The sequence below is a fragment of the Bacteroidota bacterium genome (genome assembly GCA_018266755.1).
Lineage (GTDB): Bacteria > Bacteroidota > Ignavibacteria > Palsa-1295 > Palsa-1295 > JAFDZW01.
Genome location: JAFDZW010000005.1, coordinates 1,711,950 through 1,732,911 on the forward strand (window position 1 = coordinate 1,711,950; position 20,962 = coordinate 1,732,911).

General features: G+C 55.4%; 19 protein-coding genes. 13 read left to right on the forward strand and 6 right to left on the reverse strand.

Annotation, left to right across the window (positions count from 1 at the left end; all coding sequences use genetic code 11):
* Positions 1–45 precede the first annotated feature (45 nt).
* The 5 genes from JSS75_11945 to JSS75_11965 all read left to right on the forward strand — a co-directional run bounded on the left by JSS75_11945 (position 46) and on the right by JSS75_11965 (position 4,560).
* Positions 46–2,199, forward strand: a complete 2,154-nt coding sequence (locus JSS75_11945; GenBank protein MBS1904409.1) for a (Fe-S)-binding protein — start codon at positions 46–48, stop codon at positions 2,197–2,199.
* Between the two features lies 1 nt (position 2,200).
* Positions 2,201–2,629, forward strand: a complete 429-nt coding sequence (locus JSS75_11950) for a DUF1801 domain-containing protein (protein MBS1904410.1) — start codon at positions 2,201–2,203, stop codon at positions 2,627–2,629.
* Positions 2,630–2,709: 80 nt separating this feature from the next.
* Positions 2,710–3,081, forward strand: coding sequence for a hypothetical protein (locus tag JSS75_11955; protein MBS1904411.1), 372 nt, complete (start codon positions 2,710–2,712; stop codon positions 3,079–3,081).
* 58 nt (positions 3,082–3,139) lie between these two features.
* The gene (gene msrB, locus JSS75_11960; protein MBS1904412.1) at positions 3,140–3,541 is read left to right on the forward strand and encodes a peptide-methionine (R)-S-oxide reductase MsrB; all 402 of its coding nucleotides are present in this window, start codon (positions 3,140–3,142) and stop codon (positions 3,539–3,541) included.
* Positions 3,538–4,560, forward strand: coding sequence for a hypothetical protein (locus JSS75_11965; GenBank protein MBS1904413.1), 1,023 nt, complete (start codon positions 3,538–3,540; stop codon positions 4,558–4,560). Before msrB (JSS75_11960) ends, JSS75_11965 begins: the two co-directional genes overlap by 4 nt.
* Before the next feature lie 35 nt (positions 4,561–4,595).
* Here JSS75_11965 and elbB read toward each other — a convergent pair whose 3' ends face one another.
* Positions 4,596–5,255, reverse strand: coding sequence for an isoprenoid biosynthesis glyoxalase ElbB (gene elbB, locus JSS75_11970; GenBank protein ID MBS1904414.1), 660 nt, complete (start codon positions 5,253–5,255; stop codon positions 4,596–4,598).
* 57 nt (positions 5,256–5,312) lie between these two features.
* Between elbB and msrB (JSS75_11975) the strand changes: the two genes are divergently transcribed.
* From msrB (JSS75_11975) to JSS75_11985, 3 genes are all read left to right on the forward strand, one after another.
* Positions 5,313–5,813 (forward strand): peptide-methionine (R)-S-oxide reductase MsrB, encoded by a 501-nt coding sequence (msrB, locus tag JSS75_11975; protein MBS1904415.1) that lies wholly within the window; start codon positions 5,313–5,315, stop codon positions 5,811–5,813.
* 592 nt (positions 5,814–6,405) lie between these two features.
* Complete coding sequence (gene rpsT / locus JSS75_11980; GenBank protein MBS1904416.1) at positions 6,406–6,657, forward strand: 30S ribosomal protein S20; 252 nt, start codon at positions 6,406–6,408, stop codon at positions 6,655–6,657.
* A 366-nt stretch (positions 6,658–7,023) separates the two neighbouring features.
* The gene (locus JSS75_11985; protein MBS1904417.1) at positions 7,024–9,738 is read left to right on the forward strand and encodes an exo-alpha-sialidase; all 2,715 of its coding nucleotides are present in this window, start codon (positions 7,024–7,026) and stop codon (positions 9,736–9,738) included.
* 7 nt (positions 9,739–9,745) lie between these two features.
* On the opposite strand, the gene JSS75_11990 is transcribed toward JSS75_11985, so the two are convergent.
* A complete protein-coding gene (locus tag JSS75_11990) occupies positions 9,746–10,426 on the reverse strand; it encodes an STAS domain-containing protein (protein MBS1904418.1) in 681 nt (226 codons plus the stop codon).
* Between the two features lie 359 nt (positions 10,427–10,785).
* Between JSS75_11990 and JSS75_11995 the strand changes: the two genes are divergently transcribed.
* From JSS75_11995 to JSS75_12010, 4 genes are all read left to right on the forward strand, one after another.
* The gene (locus JSS75_11995; GenBank protein ID MBS1904419.1) at positions 10,786–11,934 is read left to right on the forward strand and encodes a citrate synthase; all 1,149 of its coding nucleotides are present in this window, start codon (positions 10,786–10,788) and stop codon (positions 11,932–11,934) included.
* A 172-nt stretch (positions 11,935–12,106) separates the two neighbouring features.
* The gene (locus JSS75_12000; protein ID MBS1904420.1) at positions 12,107–13,846 is read left to right on the forward strand and encodes a T9SS type A sorting domain-containing protein; all 1,740 of its coding nucleotides are present in this window, start codon (positions 12,107–12,109) and stop codon (positions 13,844–13,846) included.
* 58 nt (positions 13,847–13,904) lie between these two features.
* Entirely contained in the window at positions 13,905–15,263 is a 1,359-nt protein-coding gene (locus JSS75_12005; protein MBS1904421.1) for an HlyC/CorC family transporter, read from the forward strand.
* Positions 15,260–16,465 (forward strand): hypothetical protein, encoded by a 1,206-nt coding sequence (locus JSS75_12010; protein ID MBS1904422.1) that lies wholly within the window; start codon positions 15,260–15,262, stop codon positions 16,463–16,465. Before JSS75_12005 ends, JSS75_12010 begins: the two co-directional genes overlap by 4 nt.
* A 1-nt stretch (position 16,466) precedes the next feature.
* Here the strand turns inward: JSS75_12010 and JSS75_12015 are convergent, their stop codons facing one another.
* Positions 16,467–17,333 carry a hypothetical protein gene (locus tag JSS75_12015; protein ID MBS1904423.1) on the reverse strand — a complete coding sequence of 289 codons (867 nt, stop codon included), beginning with the start codon at positions 17,331–17,333 and terminating at the stop codon, positions 16,467–16,469.
* 82 nt (positions 17,334–17,415) lie between these two features.
* Between JSS75_12015 and JSS75_12020 the strand changes: the two genes are divergently transcribed.
* The gene (locus JSS75_12020) at positions 17,416–17,694 is read left to right on the forward strand and encodes a hypothetical protein (GenBank protein MBS1904424.1); all 279 of its coding nucleotides are present in this window, start codon (positions 17,416–17,418) and stop codon (positions 17,692–17,694) included.
* Here JSS75_12020 and JSS75_12025 read toward each other — a convergent pair.
* The 3 genes from JSS75_12025 to JSS75_12035 are packed head-to-tail and all read right to left on the reverse strand — an operon-like array spanning position 17,691 to position 20,908.
* Positions 17,691–18,182, reverse strand: a complete 492-nt coding sequence (locus tag JSS75_12025) for a hypothetical protein (GenBank protein ID MBS1904425.1) — start codon at positions 18,180–18,182, stop codon at positions 17,691–17,693. The two genes, JSS75_12020 and JSS75_12025, sit on opposite strands and share 4 nt — an antisense overlap.
* A gap of 15 nt (positions 18,183–18,197) precedes the next feature.
* Positions 18,198–19,538: a hypothetical protein gene (locus JSS75_12030; GenBank protein ID MBS1904426.1), complete on the reverse strand. Its 1,341-nt coding sequence runs from the start codon at positions 19,536–19,538 to the stop codon at positions 18,198–18,200.
* Positions 19,538–20,908, reverse strand: a complete 1,371-nt coding sequence (locus JSS75_12035) for a hypothetical protein (GenBank protein ID MBS1904427.1) — start codon at positions 20,906–20,908, stop codon at positions 19,538–19,540. Before JSS75_12035 ends, JSS75_12030 begins: the two co-directional genes overlap by 1 nt.
* Positions 20,909–20,962 lie beyond the last annotated feature (54 nt).

Below are 20,962 nucleotides of genomic sequence, written 5' to 3' on the forward strand. Positions count from 1 at the left end.
ATCCTCTCGTATTTTTGTCCGATCTACTTTAGAACCCCTATGAGTGTGAAATCTGCCATCTTCTTGGTTGTGCTGCTTGCGGCGTTTGGCGCAGTCGGGTATAATACCCGCCAGCTCATTGCCTTCTTGCGTGTCGGTAAATGGACGAACCGATTCGACAACCTCGTCGAACGCCTCAAGCGCACGCTTGTCATTGCCATTGGCCAGACAAAGATCTTCCGCGATCCTGTCGCCGGACCGGTTCATGCCTTCATCTTCTGGGGCTTTATCGTGCTGCTTGCGGCGGTGATCGAATCGATCGGCGAAGGGTTGCTTGGCACGTTCAATCTGTCGTTCCTCGGAGGATTGTATCCCATCATTACTGTCTCGCAGGATGTCTTCGCCGTGCTCATCGTCGTATCGCTCGTCGTTGCGTGGTGGCGCCGAATGGTCACGAAGGTGAAACGCTTGCAAGGGGATGCTCACGAGAAGCTCGATGCGCAGGTGGTCCTCTATACGATCGCATTGATCGTCGTGTCCTACACGCTCGCGAATGCTGCGCGCATCGCAGCAGTTGGCGGGTTGTATCCGCACGAGGTCCGTCCGGTAGCGGGGATGATCGCCGGATGGATGTGCAACTGCCACAAAACGGCGACGATGTACGAAGTGTACTGGTGGGTGCATATCCTCGGCGTCCTTGGTTTCATGAACTACCTCCCGTACTCGAAACACTTGCACGTGATGACGAGCGTGCCGAACGTCTTCTTCTCAGATCTGCGCCGCAAGAATTACCTCAAGCCGATCAATTTTGAAGACGAAACGCTCACTCAGTATGGCGCGAAGGATATCGAAGACCTGACATGGAAGCAGATTTTCGACGGCGACACGTGTACACATTGCGGACGTTGTACGTCGGTCTGCCCCGCAAACACGACGGGCAAAGTGCTCGACCCGAAGTGGATCATCATCGCCACGCGCCAGCGTGCAAAAGACAAAGCGCCGTATCTCGTCGCAGAGAATAAGTTTGGATTCGATTCATGGGAAAGTGGGATGTCCGCCGCCTGGAGCGGTGGGAGTTATGCAGGCGTGAGCTCGAACCTGCCCCCCTCCAAGCCACAGGCTCAGGACCCCAAGCCCGCAACACTTCTTGGCGCAAAGACCACTCTCACAAAGGAAGAGGTCGATGCAAAGAGCTTCATCGGCGACTACATCCCCGCCGAAATGCTCTGGCAGTGCACGACATGTCAGGCATGTATGCAGGAATGCCCCGTCACGATCGAACATGTTGACGAGATTATTGACCTGCGCCGCAACCTCGTGATGATGGAAGCGAACTTCCCGAGCGAATTGCAGCCGGCATTTAGCTCGATGGAGAATAACTTCTCGCCGTGGGCCTTCAGCCCCACCGAACGTGCCGATTGGGCGAACGGCCTCGGCATCGAGACGATGGCTGAGTATGCCGGTAGGACGGATACCCTCGTCCGTCAAAAAGAAGACATGATCCTCTTCTGGGTCGGCTGCGCCGGTTCGTTCGACGATCGTGCGAAAAGCATCTCGCGGGCGTTTGCAGAGTTGATGCAGATTGCCGGCGTAAACTTCAAGATCCTCGGCACCGAAGAAAAGTGTACCGGCGATCCTGCTCGTCGCATGGGTAACGAGTATCTCGCTCAGATGCTTATCAAGGACAACGTCGCGACGCTCAATAACTACAACATCAAGAAGGTCGTCACGACGTGCCCACATTGCTTCAATGCGATCAAGAACGAGTGGGGCGATTTTGGCGGTAACTACGATGTCGTTCACCATACTGAATTTGTAGCAGAGCTTCTCGAGCGCGGCGATCTGAAGATCACAAATGATCTGAAGGAGCGCGTCACGTATCACGATTCCTGCTACCTCGGCCGTTCGAACGGCATCTACGATGCCCCGCGTGCGACGCTGGCGAACATCCCGGGGCTCGACATCGTCGAGATGCCTCGCAATGAATCGCGTGGCCTCTGTTGCGGCGCCGGCGGCGGACAGATGTGGATGGAAGAAACGCAAGGCAAGCGCATCAATATCGAACGCACCGAAGAAGCCCTCGCCACCGAAGCAACGACGATCAGCTCGGCCTGCCCGTTCTGCATGACGATGCTCTCCGACGGCGTGAAGGCCAAGGAGCAGGTTGACAACGTGAAGGTCCGTGATATTGCGGAGATCGTGTTGGAGGCGGTGAAGTAACGTGGCAACGAAACCAAATAAAACCCAAGCCACCGACGCCAGCGTCGCGACCTTCCTCGGCAAGATCGCCGACAAGCAACAGCGTGCCGATGCGGAGGCCATCGTCGAGCTAATGAGTTTGGTGACGAAACTGCCGCCGCATATGTACGGCTCGTCGATCATCGGCTTCGGCAGCTATCATTATGTCTATGAGAGCGGCCGCGAAGGCGATGCGCCGCTCGTTGCGTTCTCACCGCGTAAGTCGAACATCGTCTTCTATGTCTACGCCGCAGTAGAATCGCAGGCGGAGCTTCTTGGGAAGCTCGGCAAGCACAAGTCGGGCAAAGGCTGCGTGTACATCAACAAGCTTGCAGATGTCGACACGAAGGTGCTCAAGGATCTCGTCAAGGGAGCCGTCGCGCATATCAAGAAGCAGTATCCTTCGAAGTAGTGCGAGCGAACCACTTCGTACCTCCGCAGAGTTAAACTTCTATCCATCGTACGTCTCCAATTCATCATACTGACGTACCCATGACATCGTACCGTACCATTGCATCATTCCTGCTGACGCTGTTCCTCGGCACCATGTTGTGTGCCTGCGGACCGTCGGAAGCGACGATGCGCGAGGAGATCGACACCGGCATGAAAAGCTGGGTCGGCAAATCTGAGAACGAACTCGTCGCAAAGTGGGGCGCACCCAATCGCACCTATAAAACTACCGACGGCACCCGTGAAATTACCTACACTTATACTCGTACATCTTCCTCTCCGGGTTATGTGTGGTATGATTATTGGGGTCGCGGACACTACTCGCATCCCACGAAACACCAGCAGAAACTCGAACGCAGTTTCACCATCGATCCCAGCGGCACCGTCGTTGCCTACCACTGGGCAGGCTATTAGCCGCTCCGCCCGCGGGGCTGTGTAACGTGGCGGTGGTATATTCGTATCGGTGAGCACTATGAAAAACAATACGCTTTTCACCGAGGACGAACTGCGTGCACGGCTGACGCCGATGCAATTCCATGTTACGCAGGAAGCAGGTACCGAACGCGCCTTTACAGGCGAGTATTGGGATAACCACGAGCGCGGGATGTATCATTGTGTCGTCTGCGACACGCCGCTCTTCGCTTCGGAAGCCAAATTCGAATCCGGCTGCGGCTGGCCGAGTTTCTATCAACCCACAAAGGACGTTGTCGTCAGCGAGAACGTCGATCGTTCGTTCGGGATGGTCCGTACCGAGATCGTCTGTGCGACCTGCGGCTCGCATCTCGGGCACGTCTTCGACGACGGCCCGCCGCCCACACACTTACGCTACTGCATCAATTCCGCATCACTCACTTTCAAGCCGAGCGAAGCGTGATCTATCATTCGAAGCACCGACAACTCCTGCAACCGAAGAAAGCAACGGGCATCGCATCGACGCACCCGAAACTGCGGGAAGCACCAGAGCTCGGCTTCGGCTCGCGACCAAGCACGGCACGGCTCGTGCAGCGCGACGGCACGTTCAACGTCCGGCGCATTGGCGAACGGCGCAGCCGCTTTAGCGACGTGTTCCATTCGCTGATCATGATGGGGTGGGGCAAGTTCTTCTCGATGCTCTTTCTCGGGTTCGTCGCGATGAACATTCTCTTCGCGACGATCTACATGCTCCTCGGTGCCGAACACATGCAAGGCATCATCGCGCACACGCTCTGGGAGGAAATCAGCGAAGCATTCTTCTTCAGTACGCAAACACTAACAACGCTTGGGTACGGGCGCATCAGTCCGGTTGGGTTCTGGACGAGCATGTTCGCCGCAATCGAGTCGATGCTCGGGTTGCTCGGGTTTGCGATGGCGACCGGCATTCTCTACGCGCGATTCTCGCATCCCGAAGCAAAGATCATCTATGCAAAGAATGCCGTCATTGCGCCGTTTCAGGGTGGCCGTGCATTCATGATGCGCCTGGCGAACGGCCGCCGCAACTCGCTCATCGAAATCGAAGCGCTTGCGATCTTCTCACGAAACGAACTGACCGACGCCGGCGCACTCGTGCGGAAATTTTACCCGATGCCGCTGCAAATCTCGCGCGTGACCGCACTCGTCTCGAGCTGGACCATCGTCCATCCGATCAACGACGAGTCCCCCTTCGCCGGCGCAACGGCGATGGATCTGGCCGCAAGCGAAGCGGAGGTCATGCTACAGATCAAAGCATACGACGAAACCTATTCGCAAACCGTCTATTCACGTTCGTCGTGGACCGACGACGAGATTATTATCGGCGCAAAATTTATCTCGGCAATCTCGACCGATGAAGACGGCACAAGCGTTCTCGATCTTCGGATGATGGACGAATACGAATCGGTGGAGTTGCCGCAAGAGAAGGCAGCGGTGGTTTCATAGCCAGTATGCCTCGGTTCTCGGGCTGACCTATGGTATCAGATCATTCCAAGCGTTGCATCCACCGCTTTCTTGATCCCCTCGAACACCTCATTGATCGGTGCATCGTCGTACATATATGCGGGTGTCGTGACGAGATGGTGTTCCGCATCCACACAGATTTCCGACGGCGTTGTGACAACGTGCGTGTGTCCAAGTTTTCGCATCTCGTCGGCCGCGCCACCGTCGGCACCGAGTGTGAGCGTTACCTTCTCGCCTTTTAGTGCGAGGCCCACAAGTGCAGGGGCGATACACACGGCACAGACCGGTCTGCCGTCGGCAATCATCAATCGTAGTTCTCGCTCGAGCTCCGGAAAGACGATCGATCCGGCCGCGCCTTCGGCCGCAAACGTGCAAAGATTTTTCGCGACACCGAATCCGCCGGGCATGATGAGCGTATCGTAATGCGTGTCGGGAAGCTCCGAGAGCGGCCGCACGTTGCCTCGGGCAATACGCGCAGCCTCAACCATCATATTGCGTGTTTCGCCCGTTGCTTTACGTGTATAGTGATTCGTTACAACAGGCTGCGGAGCGTCGGGCGCGAAGATCTCGACATGGATATCGTGCTGGCTCAGCGCCCACAGCACGCCGACCGACTCACGGATCTCGGCACCATCAAGGTATCCGCATCCGGACAGAATTACGGCAGCAGTTTTCATCGATGGAAATCTGATTGTGTCAATAATTGCGTAACGAAAATAAGACACCCATAGATTATGAAAACAAATTCATTGCTTTCGCTATTCCTCCTCGTGCTCGTTGCGACATCGTCGTTCGCCTGCCGCCGCGATGGCAGCACTGCCGTGGCAGATACTGCGCACTTTACGCCCCGCAAGCAATACAACGACGACGAACTTCGCAAACGCCTCACGCACGAACAGTTCGAGGTTACCCGCCGCGCAGGCACCGAGACCGCCTATACCGGCAAGTATTGGGACAACCATGCCGACGGCACATACGCATGTATCGTATGCGGCACGCCATTGTTCGATTCGAACACGAAATTCGATTCCGGCACCGGATGGCCGAGTTTCTGGAAACCGATCTCCAAACAAGTCGTGCACGAACAGACCGACTACAAACTCGGCTACGCCCGCACCGAAGTGCTCTGCGCTACATGTGGCTCACACCTCGGCCACGTCTTCGACGACGGACCTAAACCAACGGGTCTGCGCTATTGCATGAACTCCGCAGCGCTGGATTTCAAACCACGATAGAAGATAGCTGCCCACCAACAGTCATTCTGAGCACGTTCGCTTCGCTCAGTGTAAACCCCGCGAAGAATCCCTTTCGCGGAGCCGCAGTATCTCCAAGCCAGTAGGACGGACTCTTAGTCCGTCCCCTTTCGGCGGATACGGACATTCGGTTCACCACCACCCCCGCCCACGAATGAATTCGTGGGCTATGCATGTGGCCGTCCTACCGGACTCAATGCGGCGAAGCCCCCCCCCGCCCGTCATTCTGAGCGCCAGCGAAGAATCCCTTTCGCAATAGCTGCAGACACCGAAGTACATAACCAACCAGCAGTGAGTCAGCTTTCAGCCGGCCCGCTCCGACTGAAGTCGGAGCTACTGCCGGGGATTAATTTCCAAATTATGGCATCTAATTCATCTGTTTCATAGAACAGAATGTAACACTCTCACCCAACCACCCCAACCCGTCCGCCGCAGTATATACTCTTCCTCTCGCAACGGAGGGGTGGGACGTTCACGGATACCCCAAATATCACCGGTAGTGAACTCTTTCCCTTGCTCGGGGTGTTATACGCGTCCCAAAATTGTAACGAATTAGAAGTAAGGAAAAGGATTTATGCCGCAACACAAAGGCGCCGTACGTCGCGTACGGTTATCGGAAAAGCGCCGTATTGCCAACAAGGGCAAGAAGGTAGACATGCGTAAGTTGCTCAAGAGCTTCGATCCCGCTTCGTCGACGGCGACGACGGACGTCAAGAAGATTCAGAGCACACTCGATCGCATGGCCCGCACCGGCGTGATCAAGAAGAACTTTGCCTCGAACAAGAAGGCAAAGCTCATGCGTGCGATCAAGAAAGCATCGGCGTAACTCTATTAGGTTTCAATGAGTTATGAGGCCTGTCCCCGTTGGGGATGGGCCTTTTCTATTTTGGTAACTGAGTTATGCCCAGTGGGGTCTGGCGATTGGACGGCCCATTCCTGACCCCTCAAATACCGTTGTTTCCCTATGCCTCAAGAGTCACACTATCCCACCACCGGATACATTCCGACTCGAAGCTCGTTACATTCTGAAGCAATGACCCTTCGTTCGTACGCGACCGTTTTCCTCCTGTTGTGCTCCTTCGCGCTTGGCGCCCGGGCGCAGCGGTCTGTAGTATTCGTCGCCCCGATTTCTGAACATGAGACCGAAGGGTTCGACCGCCCAGCACCGAGGCTGAAACATTTGACGCCTTCCATGCGCGCGCAATCGATCGAGCCCCACCCGGACTCGCCGACGGACTTTCCGAATATCAATGTCACCTTCTCGCTCCTTGCCGACCAGAACGAACCGTCGCTGGCGATCAACCCGACTGATCCGCGTAATATCGTCCTGAGCTGTAACGACTACCGAAGCGACACGTCATTGTGGTACTTCGTCTCGAACGATGGCGGCGTTCACTGGGATGGAGCACCGTTCTCTTCAAAATGGCCGGCGTCGGCGTCGGCGACAGACCCGGGTATTGCGTTCGACTATAGTGGTCGCGCGTTCGCTTCGTATGGCAGAGCGTCGGCGGGTTTCGTCCCTGCCCCTGCCTACCAAATGAACGACGTCGTCACCTTCGCAAGCACCGACAAGGGCGCAAACTGGAACGGACCGGTACGCGTCGTATTCGATTCCGATGCGATCGGTACGGCGAATCAATACGCGGATAAATATTACATCGCAGCAGACCTCGATTCGCTCAGCCCGTATGCCGGAGCGATCTACGTCACATGGGCGAATTATATCAACGGCAAAAGCGCAATTGCCGTATCGCACTCGACCGACCACGGAGCGACATGGTCGGCACCGTCGTTCGTCACACCCTACGGACAATTTCAATCGCCGATCCCGGTCGTTCGGCAACAAGGCACCCTTATGGTGGCCTATGAGGATATCGACCCGTCGCATCGTTCGATCTATGTTGCTCGCTCGGTCGACGGAGGCATCTCGTTTTCACCGAGACTCGTCACGCAATACACCGACCTCGGTCGGCTCTATCCTTCTAGCGGAGACCAGCACCCGGTCATCAAAGGCCATGTTCGCGTCAACAGCTTCCCTTCCATTGCAGCAGGAAGCGGGCAACGGCTGTATGTGACGTATGCCGGACGCGGAGCAGATCTGCGACCGCACATCTATTTTTCGAGATCGGACAACGGAGGGTTCTCTTGGTACGAACCCGTCGCGATCGACGGCGACAGCAGTACTCGCGCAACCGACAAATTCTTTCCGTGGATCGCTGTCGATCAAGCCACAGGCGATATCGGCATCGTGTACTACGATAGCCGTAACGATTCACTGCACAACGAACTCATCGACGCGTATTTGCTCTTCTCGCATGATTTCGGTGCGACCTTTACTCCGCTGCGACTCTCGGGCTCGTCATTCGATCCGAAAGCGTCGAGCAGCCGAGACAGCGTCGGGTCGTCGGCGGATGATAGTTTGGAGTTCATCGGGGATTACCTCTCGATCGACGGCCGGAACAAGCGATGGGTCGCAGCATGGTCCGATAGCCGCGTCGGCTACGATCAGGATATCTACGTTGCGATCGTTCGTCCGTATGCTCCGGCTGCCGTACAAAACTTTCAGGCAGTCGAGAATACAGCGTCACACCAGCCCGATCTTTCGTGGCAATACACTGCTCGCACAACCGCCGGCATGCCACTCGCAACGTATAACTTCCATCTGCGTCGCGACGATGGCGGGCTCGATACGATGCTCGACGCATCGATACTCACGTTCCACGATGAGCATGCCGCGCTGAACAAGAACTATCGCTATTCGATCCAGGTCGTGGCGGCAGCAGATACAAGCTCCACCGCATACACCAACTACTACCCTCGCACAGTGTGGGAGCCGCTACCGCCGACAATTATCTCGGCAACTGCGCAGCCCGGGGGATTCCAGACGAATATTACAATCCCGTCACGATCGGTGAGTGGCGACACGGTGCACGGCCTCTACAAGCTTTATTACATCCTCGACGATGTCACGACCGATAGTGCCATCGTACGTGACGCACAGCGCGGTGCGACCCTCGCGCCGTTTACAAGCACCACTGATGGTTTTCATAAATTTCAGATCGTGATCGCCGTGCAGCTTCCGAGCGGCGACACTGTGCTCTCGGTGCGCACTGCGCCGCATTGGCTCTATGCGGGGACGCCATATACTGACTATAGCGAAGATTTTACCACCGGCTCAAACGTCTTCTCGATCTTCGGATGGAGTACGACGACTGCCGCCGGTGCATTTACGACGCCGTACATCAACGACTCGTTGCCGTTCGTGAATTACGCAGCGAACGAGGATACCTGGTTCTGCCTGCCGCCAGTCGTGATCTCGGCGCAAACCAAGACACTGGAGTTCGATCACATCGCCGCCGTTGCAACTGAAGATTCGGCATGGCTCGAATACTCGCTTGACGACGGACTGAGCTTTGTGCCACTTGCGGAGTTCGATACCGCCCGTTATCCGAACGATTGGAAACATACCCTTGCCGGCAGCAGCATTCGTCACGAGGCCATCTCAGTAACGAATGTGATTGGCCACAACCTGATCGCGCGCTACCGGCTACGGACCAACTCATCGTCTGCCGACGGTTGGTTTATCGGAAATATCAAGTATTCGGATGCGTTGGGTGTCGCGCCGACGGTGCCGTCGGTACTGGAGATGTCTCTGCGCGTAGTGACGAATCCGGTCACATCGGATCTGCCGGCATCGGTGTTGTTGCGATTGTTCGAGGGTGGGCGCGTGACACTTTCAGCCTATGATATGCTGGGTCGCGAGGTTGTGTCGGTACTTGGGGGTGACAAGCTCGACGCGGGAGCGTACGAAATAAATATCCCCGGGCTATTGCCGGGGACATATACAATCGTTTGTCGATTGGCATCGGGTGCCGTTGCAACAACCCGAGTCGCTGTACTACGATAGAAGCGGTTTAGAAGTCTTCCTCGTCGTCATCGTCCTCGTCGAATTCGAGGTCGTCTTCGAATTCAAAATCATCGTCCTCGACGTCGTCTTCCTCCTCGTCGCCGTCCTCGGACTCTTCGCCATCCTCCGTTTCTTCTTCTCCTTCCTCTGCATCATCGTCGTCGTCGTACTCATCGTCGTCGAAGTCTTCGTCATCGTCGTACTCTTCGTCGTCGTCGAGATCCTCATCGCCACCAAGCGCGATCGCGCCGAGTGCAACGACGCCGGCACCTACTGCCGCGGCCTTCATGCCGGAGCCGAGAGCGCTGGTGGTCGAGTCGATATCGTCGGCGGGGACGACGATGGCCGAGAGTGACGGCGCATCGATCGCCTGTTGCGGTGTATCGTAGATCGGGAATACTCGGTTGAGCTGCGTGAGCTCGAGCAGCGAACGAACATCGTCGCTGACACCGACAAGGCGAACGTCGCCGTCGTGCGAGGTCTGTTGGCGTCGCGCAAGCAACAACGCCGAGAGTCCGGCAGAATCGATATACTGCACATCCGTAAGGTCGATCACGAGCGTCTCGACATCTGGTTGAGCGAGGATCAGGAATTCAGCTTTCAACTCGGGAGCCAACATCGAGTCGAGCCGAGCTTCCTGTGGCCGGAAGATCGCGGCGCGGTCTTTCTGTTCGATCGTAAAATTCATGGTTACAACCCCTCTGACAAATTCTCTTATGGTTTATCTCAAACTATCTGGGAGTGCGAAATTACAAAACTTTCTTCCAGATAGTACAAAAATACGATACAGTTGTTACGACACCAATACGAGCGATGTAGGGTCGAAGGTTACAGTGGGCACGGATTTTGCAGGTGTATTTTTCCGAAAACATGGGTACTGGATGAGGGGCAGCTCTCGCGATGCAGTGTTGTCAACATGACGACACTGTGCGGTCGCAAAGCTGCCACTTTCCGGTAACTTTGTGATTTCCGGGATTGTTTGTACTATGCTATAGCAAAAGGCTGTTAATTATTTCTTAAAGGGGAGTACTTATGTCGAGCGAAACAATGAAGGCGCCGACGACGAACGGCACCACGGTCGTCCCGCAAAAAGCAGGGCTGGAAGACATCATCGCAGGAACGAGCAACATCTGCTTCCTCGATGGGAAGCGAGGTATCCTCGCCTACTACGGATATGATATCCACGACTTGGTAAAGGGCAGTTTCGAAGAAACGATCTATCTCTTGTGGTTCGGCAAACTCCCCAACGCCGCCGAGCTCGCCGAGTTCTCCGCCAAGCTCGTCGCCAACCGCGAACTCCCCAAGCACATCAAAGACGACATCCTTGGATTCCCAAAGAACGTCCACCCGATGGCGGTGCTGCGCAGCGTCACGAGCGAACTCTCGTTCTACTACGGCGATACCGAAGATGCGTCGCACGAGGCGAACATCAACAAGGGTATTCGGATGGCCGCCCAGCTTCCGTTGATCGTTGCGTATTACGACGCACACCGTAACGGTCGCCCGTTACCCGAGCAGAACCCGAAGCTCGGCCATGCAGCCAACTTCCTGTATATGCTGCTCGGCAAAGAACAAGATGAGCGCATTGTGAAGATGTTCGACGCCGCGCTCACGCTTCACGCCGACCACGAGTTCAACGCCTCCACCTTCACCTGCCGCGTTATCGCCTCCACCCTCTCCGATCTCTACTCCGCGGTCACAGGCGCCATCGGCGCGCTCAAAGGACCGCTTCACGGTGGTGCCAATGAGCAGGTCATGCGCATGCTGCTGAAGATCACTGACCCGACACGCGCACGCGAGTGGGTCATGGATGCCCTTGCACGCAAAGAGAAGATCATGGGCTTCGGTCACCGCGTCTATCGCACCGAAGATCCGCGCGCCACGCACCTGCGCAAGTTCAGCCAGGAAATGGGCGAGCGCACCGGTCAGCCGCAGTGGTACCAGATGAGCCGCGACATCGAAGAGCTCATTCTCAAAGAGAAGAAGCTCTACCCGAACGTGGACTTCTACTCAGCGAGCACGTACTACCTCATGGGCATCCCGCTCGACCTCTACACCCCGATCTTCGCGATGAGCCGCGTCTCGGGTTGGGTCGCGCACGCCCTCGAGCAGTACTCGAACAACCGCATCATCCGCCCTGCAGCCGATTACACCGGCCCGGTGGACCTCGCCTGGAAGCCGGCGAACGAGCGGTAACCGCTGAGCAAATAGTATTTGCACCAAGAGGCGCTGCACGAGAGTGTAGCGCCTCTGTTGTTTCTGATCGCGCTGTAACCTTTCGTCCACGTGCGTGTCTTATATTCGGCTGTAGATGCAACGGCTTCGGACCATCATATTCATAATAGCTCTCCTCGAATGCGCCGGGGCAGTGAGCCATGCGCAACTCTCGGGGTTCGATCCCGCATGTTTTTTCCCGCAGTTCGGGGTGCCCGATGAGTACGATACCATTATGGGGTCGAAGGCGTACCAACATCTTGGTGACAATCTCCGTACCCTGCCACCACTCAAAGGTCAGTCGTACAGCCGATTGTTGATGAGCGGGATCCCGAAGCACAGTCCGTTCATTTCATCGATCGAGACAGGACCGAACTTCGATCTCCACCATTTGAATGTGACGAAGGATTACAGTTCAACTGTCTATCAGTGGCCAAACGACGGTGCGGGTAACCGATACACGTTCGGTCACTTCCACAATTCTTCACAGTTGGACATGATGGCGTATGCAGGGTATGGTTATTCTGCGGTGATCTATTGGGCCGACGAGAATGGTGAGTATGACTCCAGTCGTTCAACGATCCTTGCACCGGACCGCATGGATACTCTTGTCTTCCCCGGTGAAAGTGACCTCTTCATGCCGTTCGTAGGGCATCTATCATCGGATACGGTAGATGATGCGATCGTCGCATTGACGGTCTTTCCATCCAGACAAGCACACCCATATGTTCTGGCACACTTCAGAGGCGGTGAGCAACTCTATCAGAGCGGCAAGAGGGCCATGTGGAACGACACTGCACAGTGGACCGGTCGGGTGGGTACCGATAGCACCCATAGAACCTACGGAGCACGCACGCAAACAATTTCCGCCGACTTTCGAGGTGTAGGAAGAAACGATTGCGTAGCCACTGACGACTGGGGTAATTTTTTCTACTACCGCAACGATCCTCCATTCAATATCCGGACGTTTGAACAGGCGATCGAACGAGATACCCTGCTCCGATATGACACATACTCCCTCTACCAACAGCCATTCCCCCTCGGCTATAGTACTCCGGTGAGCTTTCTTGCCATGCAAGCCTTCCCAAAGAAGAATGGCGATCGTTCGTTCGATCTGCTTTCGGCGCCGAGCGTTGGCAGTGACAGCGAGTCGCGCAGTGGCATTTGCCTCTTCCGCGGTGGCCCAAACTTCGGTGATAAGAGGTTATACTATGATTCGGCCGATTACCTGATCCGCCATCCGGGATATTATGATTTCAATTTCGTCGGGATTCAAGGGTGGCCTGGGACGGGTGGAAATCTCGGGGATCTTACCGGGACCGGAAATAATGTTCTTGTTACGGGTGGTGGGGTGTTAGGCTCTGGATTCTTAGCATTCTATGTCACTGGCACAGCATTGGATGACCAGATCGATATGTTTTCTTCCTATTTGCACGGAGCCGGTTGGTATGACACTATCAGAGCATCGAGCAAAGATATCCCGATGTTCATCAAGAGTACCCCATGGGCTGAGTCGAGTGAACAATCAGGAAATGGTATCTATGAGACTGGCGGCGTCCAGTTGCTGCGCGGAGCAAGCAAAATACCAGTTCGAGAGAATCCGAAATGGAGTGCTGTCAAGACGCCGGTCACCGATAACGGTCATATAGAGGTATTCCCGAATCCGGCTTCGAAGTTTATGAATGTCTCGTTCACGAGCGCATCGTCCGAGCAGGTGGTCTTTACACTGTACGATATTCTTGGCAGGATGGTCTTCGCCGAGCATCGAATGATACTCGACGGCAGGCAGACGATGCATCTCGATCTGCCGATACTTGCGGCGGGGACGTATGAGCTGATCGTTGCGGGTGCACACGTTTCTCAGCGCAGCAAGTTGGTTGTGACGCAGCAGTGATGCGTCGGTGAGTGTCGGCAGGACTCGCCACCAATCGGCGTATCTTTGTATCCACTATATGGATATATTCATAGGCCTGCTGCTGGTGGCGCTGTTCGTGGCGCTCAATGGGTTCTTTGTGGCGGCGGAGTTTGCCATTATCAAAGTACGCGGCGCGCAGCTTGGCGAATTGCTCAAGCGCAACGACCGGCGCGCCAAAGAACTCGAGCAGATCATCGCGCATCTCGACCGCTACCTCAGCGCGACACAGGTCGGCATCACGCTCATCTCGCTTGCCCTCGGCTGGCTGGGCGAACCCGTCATGACCGCTCTGGTACATCCGATCTTCTCGTTCGTCGCACCGAACTCCGAGATTTCGCACACCCTCAGCGCCGTCATCGGCTTTACGCTCCTGACATCGGTGCACATCATCTTCGGCGAACTGCTGCCGAAGTCGCTCGCGATCAATTTTGAGAAGAAGGTCGCGCTGTCGGTCTCGCGACCGCTGAAGTGGTTCTATACGCTCTTTCGGTATCCGATCCGATTGCTCAATCTTGCCTTCGTCGGCATCTCGAAGCTCATCGGCTTGCCGACAACCATCGGCGGCGAAGCGCAGACCGAAGAAGAGCTTCGCCATGCCATACTCGACTCCGCGAAGCGCGGCGTCGTCAGCGAGACGGAATCCGAGATGATCGAATCGGTCTTCGAGTTCAGCGAGACGGCCATTCGCGAGATCATGGTCCACCGCTCGGATGTGGTCGGTATCGACATCGAGTCGGACCCGCGCGATCTGTTCCGCATCATCGAGTCTGAAGGATTTTCACGGTTGCCAGTGTTTCGCGGCTCGCTCGACGAAGTGCTCGGTGTGCTGTACGTAAAAGATCTGCTGCCGAACTTCAGCCAGCTCGAGCGGCTCACAATCCCGAGCCAAAATGCCAGCGCCGAGTTTGTCAAGCTGATCGAGCGCGTGATGCGCCCGGCGAAGTATGTTAGCGAGACGCAGCCGATCTCGGAGTTGATGCGCGAATTCCGTCGCTCCCGGACCCACATCGCCATTGTCGTCAGCGAACATGGGGGTGTCGAGGGAATCGTCACACTCGAAGATATTCTCGAAGAGTTGGTCGGCGAGATTCAGGACGAGTCGGACGTACCTGCCGACGAACGAAACGTCATCGAGATCGGCGATGCGATCTATATCGATCCGAGCATGAATGTAACAGATTTCAATGAACGATTCCACGACCGCTACCCGAGCATTCCGGAAAGTCCCGATTACCAAACGATCTCCGGGTTCATTCAAAAGGAATCGGGCCGCATTCCGAATGTTGGCGACGTCATCGAAGCCGGCGGCATGCGGTTCATCGTGAAACGAAAACTGCGCCACCGTCTCGAACAGGTAAAAATCGAGCAGGTCGCCGGCGCCACCACGAGCGTATGATCCGCGAGCTTCGCGAACGGTTCAACCGTGAGTATCGCGACGAAACGTATCGCGCGGTCTGTGCGTCGCTCGAATCGGCTAGCGGTACTGCGATCGAATTTCGCATCGCCGAGACGCCGCTCTTCATCCCCAACGATGTCGCAGCGCGTGTTGCACGACTTGCCGAAGAGATCCTGCTGCGTGCTGCATCTCACGAGTTACAGCGCGTCGGCGAAACGGCAATCCCCGCTGAGTGGCGCTATGCCGGCGAGACCGAGAAGCCGCTCTTCGCTGCTGTCGATTTCGCCATTACCGGGAGTATCGAAGCGCCGGAATTCAAGTTGATCGAATTACAGGGATTTCCTTCGCTCTATCATTATCAGCCGCTCTTCAGTGCGACACTTCGCGACGCGTACGATTTGCCTGCATCGATGAACGGGATGTTCGATCCCGCCTTTGGATTGGAAAGATATTATCATGTGCTTCACAGCGCAATCGTAGCGGACGAGGATCCGAACGAAGTCGTGTTGCTCGAGGTCGATCCGCATCATCAAAAGACTCGATGCGATTTTTATCTCGCCGCAACACAGCACGGCATTCGTATTGTCGATATTCGCGATGTCTTCGCTGTCGGCAACGAGCTGTTCTATAGAGATAATAACGGAGTACGCCGACGCATTCGCCGAATCTATAACCGATCGATCGTCGATGAGTTGGCGAGGAAACAGGTCGCACTGCAATTTGATGTTACGCGGGCGTACACTGTCACTTGGGCGGGACATCCGAATTGGTATTTCCGGATATCGAAGACACTCTTACCGCATTTGGTCGGGACCAACGAGGCAGTACCGAATGCGTTTTACCTCGACGGAGCCGATCATGCATCGCTCGATCTTTCGCGATACGTGCTCAAGCCGCTCTTCTCATTTGCAGGTCTGGGGGTGAATGTACATCCGACAGCGGAGGACATCGATCGCATCCCTTCCGCCGAGCGACACAACTGGCTGCTACAGGAGAAGGTTGATTATGCCGACATTATTCACACGCCGGCAGGCGACGGGGTCCGCGCCGAGCTGCGTGCATTGCTAGTGTGGCTACCCGAATGGGCATCTCCGAAAGCAATGCACACGCTCGTGCGCCTGACTCGGGGGAAAATGATCGGGGTCGATTTCAACAAAGGCCTCGATTGGGTCGGCTCGAGTTGCGGGCTCGTGTCTGCATAGCTCAGAGCTCGATCGCGGCACCAAGCGAGGTCGTGAACGCGCGAGTCAGTCCATCGACATTCACATCGCGCAGGTTGACCGGGAAACCGGCAGTCGCAGTCGCCGACAGCCATCCGGTAATCGCGACACGGCTCTTGAGCAAGACATCGAGCTGTACCTTATCCGTCCCAGCAACATCGACGAATGACTTGGTCTGGGAGAGAGGATCGAGCACACTGGTCTGTTCGAGCTGTTTGATCGCCAGCAGATTTAATCCGACGTCGAATCCGTCGCCGCGGTAGGTATAGCCGCCGCTCAGAACGAAGAGATCGCCTTGCTTGAGTTGGGTCAGTTCGTTTGCATTTCGTCCGCCGCTGATCTGGTATGCAATACCGAAGTTCAGCGCTTTCGAGATCGCATCGAGTTGAATGAGGTAATCGTTCGTCCCGATTCCACTCTGGTATGCCTGCGGCAGATGCGACTGGTTCACGCTACCGGTGGCGAAACGGCCGCCAACGCCAAGCGAGAATTGCGCGCCGAAAAGCTTCACGAGCTTTTTATCGACAACGACCATCAGATCGCCGACACCGGTCACCGAGCCGAGCAAGCCGTTCTGCTGATTGACCGGAATACTGGCCCAGACGAGCCAGCCGTCGAGCACTTCGGCTTCGCCGGAGAGTATAAAGGAGTAATAGTGCATGTCACGTTGTGTGGAGTCGCCGCTTTGGCCGCTGTTTCCATACACATACGTGAGCGCAACCGATTCGTAGCGGCGGTCCCGGATCTGGGCTTCCATCGAGCTCATGCCCGCATCGGACGATTGCGCGAAACTTGCCGTGGGGAGCAATACGGCAGTCGCGATTGCCAACATGATGAGAGAGCGTTTCATATTCGTATTGCCTTTCCACATGAACGTACCGTCGAATGAAAACATTTGTTACAAGACTGCGACGTGAATTGTTATTAATGCTATGAATAGCAGGATCTTAGAGACACTCTACGAACGCCCCGATTTCCCGATCAGCCCCGAGGACAAGAAGATCCTCGACTTTTTCGCCGAGTACCTCGACCACGGCTCGCTCTTTCTGCTGAAGTTCGAACCCGGCGACGATCCGCGCTTTACCTTCACTAACGACGCGCAGCATTATCACTTCCGGCTCAGCGAAATCAGGCAGTACTATAAACAAATGAAATCGGGGATCGCGATGGATTGGGAGAACATCCCGTTCGAATACATTACGAGGTCTTAACGCTTGCCGAGACGCATGAAGACGCGCAGGTACTTATCGGTGTACGATACTTCCATCGTTCCGTCTTCATTTTCCCACCGACGGTACACGACGCTTTGATCCTTCGTGATGACGCCGCGGCCGAACGATCGCTCCAGATATTCCGGGATGAGGCTGCGTAGATTCAGATAGTGGTCGCCAGAAAGCGGATGAAAATTCACCACGATCGTGCGAACACGATTATGGAGCATCTCCAGCCGAAGGTACGCAGGTTCACCAAAGACGCGCACACTATCAGATTCCAGGAGGCTCAGAGAATCGACTTTCAACGTCCGCGTCCGCATCGCGATCTTATGCATTATTTGTATTGCGGAGTCGGCTGGCATGGCGACATGTAAGCCAACGACAGCCGGACGAGGAGGAATATAGTTCGCGGACGGTTTTCTGCGAGGCGCACTTACCAAACCCGATGCGCATGCAACGAGAAGCACAAACACAAGCAGTTGCATGCGGTGGATCATCGGTTAAAATCGTTGCTTCACATGTAAGAGCTTATCGTATTTCACTGCCATGTACTCGACGGTCTTTGCATCGGCCGAGATACCCAGCCGGCCGATTCGATCGTAGATCGTCGAGCGTTTCCCCCCGGCAACGACATAGATCTTCTCATGGCTATCGCTCGTCGCATACGCGATCGTTCGTTCATCGTTCGACCACCGTATCACCATAAATTCACCTACCGAGCCGATCTTCTTGCCATCGAGATACAACGAGATCCCGTTTCCTTCCTGAACTGTCCAGGCAATGTGTTCTCCCGACGGGCTCATAAACAATCGCCACGAGCTTTCATACGGTCCGGCGATGATATTCCCGTCTTTAACCACAACACTCCGGTTGCTGGCGGAGCCCGTTGTAGTATCGCTCGCGAAATATACGATGTGTTTTCCTTGTGGAGCGATCAGAATATCCTTGATCCACCGACTATAGAGTTGTCGTTTGCCACCATACACTATATATTGCAGTGTGGTGTCGTGTTTCTTATTAATATACGATGTGCTGTAGAGTGTTGCAACATTACGCAGCATAAAATCGAAGTCGCGGCCATCGAGACCGTAGTCCTGAAATCGTAGATCGGGTGAGAACCGCATCACAAGCGGTTCGTTCTTGATAATGATCGGGTCGTCGGTTGCGCGCTGAAAGAGCGTCTGCTTACCGTTAGGTGTGATGAGGTTCTCGTCACGCCCATCGCGCGAGCGGTATGCCCACGTCGAGGCATCGGGACTGAACGTGAACATTTTTGGATTCGGATTGCCGCTCGCTACAACTCTACCATCGACGACCGCCAGATCGCGGGGCGGCTCCTGCTTCACATTCGATGCCGGCATCAACGCGGCCCAATGATCGCCCTGCTGGCTGAAATAGAGCATGTCATGATCGGCATGGACACTCAATACCGAGTCCGAGGTTTTTTTGCCGACATCGTGCCGGAACACGGTCGTCGTCGATGTATTAAAGCTCTGTTGATCGAAGGTATGCGTAATCCCCATCCAGATCATGTACTTGCCATTCGGCGAGATCTGCGTCGAAAGTGGCGAGAACTGGCTGTATTGTGTTTCGTTATGCACACCATTGATCGTAATGGTTTTGTTCACGCCGAAGACATCGACGGCAAACCATAACGACCCATCCGCAACTGCATCGAAGAGCTCGACCGGACGCGCGACATCAAAGGTGTACACGACATCCTGTTTAACCTCCGCATTCGGCAGCGTGGGTTCGGCACCCTTCGTCGGAGTCTGCCGCACCTGCGCGTTCAACGCACCGGCTGATAGAAGAAACAGCGATAACAACCGTACAATGCGCATCAATATTTTCTCCGCAATTTCTTGATCTCCCCGTCGAGACTGCCGGACATGAACGTTAGCTGCGTTGCCAGGTCCTTCGTGATCGAACGACGATCGAACCGGCTGACGAACGATTCGTCCACAGCCCGATCAAGCGCTCCGCGCTTCCAGCGGTCGAACAATTCCAGGATTGCTTTCTTGATCGCCCCAACATCGTCCGGCTCCGCAAGCATCGCATTGCCGTACTCAAGTAGTTGGCGTTCGGTATGGCTCTGCTTCGGTACCAGACCGAGGATCGGTTTATGCGTCCCGAAGTATTCGTACAACTTGCCCGGCGCCGAGAGGTCGTCCGACATGGTCATCCACAGCACGTCGCTTGCAAGTAAGTGCGCGACGCTTTCGAGATGCGGGACGTATCCTTGCTCTGCAAGCAAATGCTCGATCTTCATCTTCTTCGCGAGCTTGCGATACTCCTTCTGCAACACCCCGACGAAGTTCAACTCTACGACCGACGCAAGCTCCGGTTTCTCGGCGATGGCCTCGCGAACCGCTTCGAACACCGCTTTGGGGGAGCGACCGACATAGAACGCCCCGGCATACGTCAAACGAAACACCTCCGGTTGGCGAAGCGCGTTCGCCAGCGGAATGGCCCGAGCAATATCGTCGGCATCGAATCCTTGCGAGAGAATCGTGACGTCATTCCAGTCCAGAAAGAGATAGTTCTCGAGCAGGATCTCCTTCATCCGCCGGTTCGCCGTGGTGATCGACGAACTGGCGCGGATGACATCGTACTCCATCTGCCGTGCTTTCTTGCGGTGGAACGGTGTCAGGTAGAAGTTCAGGACCGGGTTATCGACCCAGCCGTCACGATAGTCGATTAAGTACGGTACGTTATAACGCGCCTGCAACTCGCGGGCGACAAGAAAGTCGGTATAGGGCGGTGCCGTCGAGAAGATCGCATCGATCTGATGTTCTTCGAATATCTGTTCTGCGGTCTTGAGCGCAATATCTTTCCATCCGATGCGCGAATCGGGCTGACGGAAGATTTGGACCAGCTTCGTGCGTAGTCGCTGCCAATTCTGGCGGGGCAACTTCAGTACCCGTCCGCTCTTTTGTGCACGCTTGATCGACGGATCGGCTTCGGTCCGGTACACGGTGACATTCTGTGCCCGGATCTCTTCTTCGAGATCCTGCATCAACGAGTCGTCGAACGCATAGTACGGCGTATCGACCGGCGTCGTCAGCACGATGGGTTTCCAGCCGAACTGGGGTAGGTACTTGACGAATTTCAGTGTACGTTGCACGCCGGACAACCCCATCGGGGGGAAGTAATAGGCGATCACGAGTACCGTATTCTCTCGGTTCGGAATGTTCGGTGCTTCCTCTCTCAAAAGCGTGGCGTGGGATGTAAGTGATGACTGCAAAAATACTCGCTTTGGAACATC

Bases quoted from the DNA above. Each gene is read 5' to 3' on its own strand.
- JSS75_11955 (MBS1904411.1), top strand. From the start codon at position 2,710: ATGACATCGTACCGTACCATTGCATCATTCCTGCTGACGCTGTTCCTC.
- msrB (MBS1904412.1), top strand. From the start codon at position 3,140: ATGAAAAACAATACGCTTTTCACCGAGGACGAACTGCGTGCACGGCTG.
- elbB (MBS1904414.1), bottom strand. From the start codon at position 5,255: ATGAAAACTGCTGCCGTAATTCTGTCCGGATGCGGATACCTTGATGGT.
- msrB (MBS1904415.1), top strand. From the start codon at position 5,313: ATGAAAACAAATTCATTGCTTTCGCTATTCCTCCTCGTGCTCGTTGCG.
- rpsT (MBS1904416.1), top strand. From the start codon at position 6,406: ATGCCGCAACACAAAGGCGCCGTACGTCGCGTACGGTTATCGGAAAAG.
- JSS75_11985 (MBS1904417.1), top strand. From the start codon at position 7,024: ATGCGCGCGCAATCGATCGAGCCCCACCCGGACTCGCCGACGGACTTT.
- JSS75_11990 (MBS1904418.1), bottom strand. From the start codon at position 10,426: ATGAATTTTACGATCGAACAGAAAGACCGCGCCGCGATCTTCCGGCCA.
- JSS75_11995 (MBS1904419.1), top strand. From the start codon at position 10,786: ATGAAGGCGCCGACGACGAACGGCACCACGGTCGTCCCGCAAAAAGCA.
- JSS75_12005 (MBS1904421.1), top strand. From the start codon at position 13,905: ATGGATATATTCATAGGCCTGCTGCTGGTGGCGCTGTTCGTGGCGCTC.
- JSS75_12010 (MBS1904422.1), top strand. From the start codon at position 15,260: ATGATCCGCGAGCTTCGCGAACGGTTCAACCGTGAGTATCGCGACGAA.
- JSS75_12015 (MBS1904423.1), bottom strand. From the start codon at position 17,333: ATGAAACGCTCTCTCATCATGTTGGCAATCGCGACTGCCGTATTGCTC.
- JSS75_12020 (MBS1904424.1), top strand. From the start codon at position 17,416: ATGAATAGCAGGATCTTAGAGACACTCTACGAACGCCCCGATTTCCCG.
- JSS75_12025 (MBS1904425.1), bottom strand. From the start codon at position 18,182: ATGCAACTGCTTGTGTTTGTGCTTCTCGTTGCATGCGCATCGGGTTTG.
- JSS75_12030 (MBS1904426.1), bottom strand. From the start codon at position 19,538: ATGCGCATTGTACGGTTGTTATCGCTGTTTCTTCTATCAGCCGGTGCG.